Source organism: Shinella sp. JR1-6 (genome assembly GCF_004284735.1).
In the GTDB taxonomy this organism is placed as follows: domain Bacteria; phylum Pseudomonadota; class Alphaproteobacteria; order Rhizobiales; family Rhizobiaceae; genus Shinella.
Map to the genome: position 1 here is coordinate 1 of NZ_SHMI01000083.1, position 3,267 is coordinate 3,267.

Here is a 3,267-nt window from a genome sequence, read left to right on the forward strand (position 1 = left end):
GGCTGCGCCCTCCCCCCTCTGTCCGGGGGAATGTCAGAGGCCATTCCCCCGGAAAGACCGGGGAGGCTTCGCCCAAGAGGGCTTCCCCTGCGGGACTTCGGGAAACATGGAGACAGAAAATGAGCATCTACACCCAGACCGCCCGCTTCGACACCGGCCGCGCCCTGACCGAAACCGAAATGCGCAGCATCGCGCCGTCCATCTTTGCCGTGACCGCCCACGAGAGCCGGTCCGAGCGCTTCAAACCCATCCCGACCATCGAGGTGTTGCGCGGCCTCATGAACGAAGGCTTCGTGCCGGTCGGCGCCAAGCAGTCCCGCAGCCGCACCGAAGGCAAGGCGGATTTCACCAAGCACCTCATTCGCATGCGCCGCATCGATGACGGCAAGGTCGACCATGTCGGGGATACCGTCTGCGAAATCCTCCTGAAGAACGCCAATGACGGAACCAGCGCCTACGAATTGATGGCCGGGCTTTTCCGCGTCCGCTGCCTCAATTCTTTGGTGACGCAGACCGGCACCATCGACGCCATCAAGGTCCGCCATTCCGGCGACGTGCAGCACAAGGTCATAGAGGGCACCTATCGCGTTCTCGGCGAGGCAGAACGCACCCTTGCCGCCCCGCAGGATTGGTCGACCATGCGCATGAACCCCGAGGAAGCTCAAATTCTGGCGGATGCCGCCCATGTTCTCCGCTTCGGAGACTATGAAGGCGAGACGACCACGCCGATCAAGCCGGAGCAGTTGCTTGTCCCGCGCCGCCACGACGACCGTGCGAACGATCTTTGGACGACGTGGAACGTGGTGCAGGAAAACGCCATCAAGGGAGGTTTGCGCGGCGTCGGCCGCGACGACCTCGGCAGGCCGCGCCGTGCGACGTCCCGCGCGGTCAACGGGATCGATCAGGATATCAAGCTGAACAAGGCCCTTTGGCTGCTTGGCGAGCGGATGGCCGCCCTGAAATCCTGATCGGGACAATAGGAGCGCCGCCGGCAATGGCGGCGCTCGCATCCATCACCACCATAGCGGAGGGTAGACCATGAAGCCCGCGCATCCAGTCGTCATCTCCAATAGTGGGGAGATCACTGGCCATGTCCGTCCCATGGCATTGGCCAATGCAATTCACTCTCGCTTTCCCTCGTCCTGGGGCGGCGCATTTTTCATCACCTTAAACAATATTCGCGATTGCATCGAAGCCGGAGACCGATGGTTTGAGGAAGAGACTCCCGAAGATTCCGGATTTCCACCGATAGCGGCTTTTCCTGCATCGTCCGGGATCGCCTTGCTTTTTGTTCAGTTCGCCATGCGCTCGCCGAACTCGTGACAGGCCGCGAGGACGGAGACCAGCCTGCGACCGTGACAGCACCGAACGGCGGTGACGCATGAGCTACGCAATTATAAGCTTGCTCGATGCACTCCGGCGCGCCGAACGGTTCATGTGCGGCTTTGAAGGCGATCCTCTGCAGGATGGCGTTGACGGTGATCTTGAAGCGATCAGGTCGGCAACCGCCTGCCTGGAGGATGGTATCGCCGCCAGTGCCGCATTGAGCGAGCATGCCGGAGGCGATCAGCAATGAACAAGCTTCGCTCCCTGACCCCGAAGGAGCACACCGCCCTTCAGGCTTTCGCGCTCGAGAACGGTCGCCGTTGGAAGTCAAAGCTGAACGACGATTGGATGAATGCCCGCACGACCGGCATATTGCAGGCGCTGCGCAATTCGCATGGTCCGAGCTGGCTGGTGTCCTATTCCTTGTCGAAGCCGGAGCCGGCATCCAAACGTCCGTCCGCTGTGATCGCTGTGACCGCCGACAATGGCGACATCTACGAAGCGACGAGGGCCTCGAAAAACGAAGCTTGGACGATCACCTATCCCGAAGGGCAAGATCGGTTTGCCGGAACGGAGACTGAGCTTCGCGCGCATATTAAGCGGCTGATTTCCAGAGGGCCAGCGGCGAAAAACGCGCCATAGGCATCCCTTTGCATTTACGGGATTGCGAGACTGTTCCGCGCCGGCGCTCGTGTTCCTGTCCCTTGCCGCATCGAGCGGCGCCGGCCAGGACGAGGGGTGCCCCGGAGCCCCACCCCTCGAACTCCCTTCCCGCCCATAAGACCCTTAGCTCTGGTTCTCGGCCCAGATCTCAGGCCGCCAAGTCTCGATAAGAGCCTCGATCTCGGCTCGATACTCTTCGGGGTAGAATGCCTGGGACTGGCGGCCGAGGCAGACGAACACAGTCCCCATATCGGCGGCGATCACCTGATCCACGCCGAACAGGTCCGTCAGATCGAAGCCGCCGAGGCGGTCAGCATTCCACCATGCCAGAAGAAATGCAGCCACACGCCGGGACTGTCCGGTGTCGCTTCCGGCGATTTACAGGAGCCGCTCGAATGCGGCGCGTTCATGATCGGTCATTGCCATGTCATTCCCCCCTACGATCGGTTGACGCCCTTGACCTGGCGGCTGGCCGAAGCTTGCTTGATGACCGTAGCGATCTTTTCCAGGAATGCCGCGCTCACGCTCCCAATAGGCTTGGTCGAGTCGAAATCGAATGCCTTGTCGAGTTCCACACGATTGTATTCATCGAGGATGATCCAGCAAGGAAACGACAAGCCCACGCGGCGGCATTCCATTTCCGAGAGCGAAAGGGAAATGCGCTCGCTCCGGGGTTCTTGCGATGTGATCGGGAAGAGATAGACCGCCCCCGGATTTCCGGGCGTGCGCACGACAATGCAGACCGGACGCGCTTTGCGGCCGGATTCCTCGCCCACGCTTGCTTGCCGCGCCCACAGATAATGGAAACGGACGACCTGTCCCCGCTCAAACATCGCGGCCTGCATCGTCGAGGATCGCGTCGATGCCGGTCATCAACTCATCGTGGATTTCGTCGGGCGCATCTTCCAGGCGGTATGCCTTCGCATGTGTCTCGCCCTTCAGGCGCTGATAGGCATCGGCCGTCAAGATCACCAGCTTTTGCTTGCCGCGCTTGGTGAGCGCGACGGGTTCGATAAGGGCAGCTTCGAGGATTTCCCCGGATGCCCGATTCATGTCGGAAAAGGTGAACTGCTTCATCGCCGGCCTCGATTCTGAATATACCTAATTTACGTATTCCATGCGAAATATGCAATCACAACGTAGGTTGGGCCACCGCCCGTTCCGGCCGGCCGCGCTCTATGCGAGCACGGAGCCAGCCTTCGGCCGTCTCCGCCGATCCCGGTAACGATCGCTTGTCCGGTCGGTGGCTTGCGCCCCCGGCACTGAGGCCCGGCGACG

At 61.2% G+C, this 3,267-nt stretch carries 7 protein-coding genes; 4 read left to right on the forward strand and 3 right to left on the reverse strand.

From position 1 onward, the window contains the following. Positions 1-119: 119 nt before the first annotated feature. The 4 genes from EXZ48_RS34165 to EXZ48_RS35375 all read left to right on the forward strand — a co-directional run bounded on the left by EXZ48_RS34165 (position 120) and on the right by EXZ48_RS35375 (position 1,968). Positions 120-968 (forward strand): DUF932 domain-containing protein, encoded by an 849-nt coding sequence (locus EXZ48_RS34165; RefSeq protein WP_130521482.1) that lies wholly within the window; start codon positions 120-122, stop codon positions 966-968. A 70-nt stretch (positions 969-1,038) separates the two neighbouring features. Continuing rightward, a complete protein-coding gene (locus tag EXZ48_RS34170) occupies positions 1,039-1,323 on the forward strand; it encodes a hypothetical protein (RefSeq protein WP_130521484.1) in 285 nt (94 codons plus the stop codon). A gap of 58 nt (positions 1,324-1,381) precedes the next feature. Next, entirely contained in the window at positions 1,382-1,576 is a 195-nt protein-coding gene (locus tag EXZ48_RS34175; protein WP_130521486.1) for a hypothetical protein, read from the forward strand. Continuing rightward, positions 1,573-1,968 carry a hypothetical protein gene (locus tag EXZ48_RS35375; RefSeq protein ID WP_050747012.1) on the forward strand — a complete coding sequence of 132 codons (396 nt, stop codon included), beginning with the start codon at positions 1,573-1,575 and terminating at the stop codon, positions 1,966-1,968. Before EXZ48_RS34175 ends, EXZ48_RS35375 begins: the two co-directional genes overlap by 4 nt. Before the next feature lie 144 nt (positions 1,969-2,112). Here EXZ48_RS35375 and EXZ48_RS34185 read toward each other — a convergent pair whose 3' ends face one another. From EXZ48_RS34185 to EXZ48_RS34195, 3 genes are all read right to left on the reverse strand, one after another. Next, entirely contained in the window at positions 2,113-2,334 is a 222-nt protein-coding gene (locus EXZ48_RS34185) for a hypothetical protein (protein WP_371260178.1), read from the reverse strand. Between the two features lie 92 nt (positions 2,335-2,426). Then, a complete protein-coding gene (locus EXZ48_RS34190; RefSeq protein WP_245290308.1) occupies positions 2,427-2,834 on the reverse strand; it encodes a type II toxin-antitoxin system PemK/MazF family toxin in 408 nt (135 codons plus the stop codon). Next, positions 2,815-3,066 carry a type II toxin-antitoxin system Phd/YefM family antitoxin gene (locus EXZ48_RS34195; RefSeq protein ID WP_050747013.1) on the reverse strand — a complete coding sequence of 84 codons (252 nt, stop codon included), beginning with the start codon at positions 3,064-3,066 and terminating at the stop codon, positions 2,815-2,817. Before EXZ48_RS34195 ends, EXZ48_RS34190 begins: the two co-directional genes overlap by 20 nt. Positions 3,067-3,267: the final 201 nt, after the last annotated feature.

What these genes read in the sequence shown, in the direction of transcription:
- EXZ48_RS34195 (WP_050747013.1), bottom strand. Translation starts at nt 3,066, where the DNA reads ATGAAGCAGTTCACCTTTTCCGACATGAATCGGGCATCCGGGGAAATC.
- EXZ48_RS34190 (WP_245290308.1), bottom strand. Translation starts at nt 2,834, where the DNA reads ATGCAGGCCGCGATGTTTGAGCGGGGACAGGTCGTCCGTTTCCATTAT.
- EXZ48_RS34170 (WP_130521484.1), top strand. Translation starts at nt 1,039, where the DNA reads ATGAAGCCCGCGCATCCAGTCGTCATCTCCAATAGTGGGGAGATCACT.
- EXZ48_RS34165 (WP_130521482.1), top strand. Translation starts at nt 120, where the DNA reads ATGAGCATCTACACCCAGACCGCCCGCTTCGACACCGGCCGCGCCCTG.
- EXZ48_RS34175 (WP_130521486.1), top strand. Translation starts at nt 1,382, where the DNA reads ATGAGCTACGCAATTATAAGCTTGCTCGATGCACTCCGGCGCGCCGAA.
- EXZ48_RS35375 (WP_050747012.1), top strand. Translation starts at nt 1,573, where the DNA reads ATGAACAAGCTTCGCTCCCTGACCCCGAAGGAGCACACCGCCCTTCAG.